The organism is Flavobacterium cyanobacteriorum (assembly GCF_002251835.1).
Classification (GTDB): domain Bacteria; phylum Bacteroidota; class Bacteroidia; order Flavobacteriales; family Flavobacteriaceae; genus Flavobacterium; species Flavobacterium cyanobacteriorum.
Window position 1 is genome coordinate 1 of record NZ_NOXV01000176.1, and the last position, 338, is coordinate 338.

Annotated in this window: 1 pseudogene; it reads left to right on the forward strand. The window is 33.4% G+C overall.

Annotation, left to right across the window (positions count from 1 at the left end):
• Positions 1-338: pseudogene (locus CHU92_RS15765) on the forward strand (IS5/IS1182 family transposase); the annotation flags it as partial.

Sequence of the window (338 nt, forward strand, 5' to 3'; positions counted from 1 at the left end):
AAACCACATTTAGAAAACCTAAAAGAAACTTACGGAGAAGAAGTTTTTCAGGAACTACAAGATATTACTGCAGATGCAGGCTATGGAAGTGAAGAAAATTATGATTATTTAGAACAACAAGAGTTAACAGCCTATGTGAAGTACAATACTTTTGATAAAGAACAAGACAAAAATTATCAAAAGAAACACAAACCCTTTAGTAAAGAAAATCTTCATTACAACCAAGAAGATGATTATTATGTGTGCCCGATCGGACAAAAAATGCACAAAACTCACGAGAGTAAAAAAACTACCGAAGCTGGATATACACAACACCTATCGCATTACCAAGCCCAAAA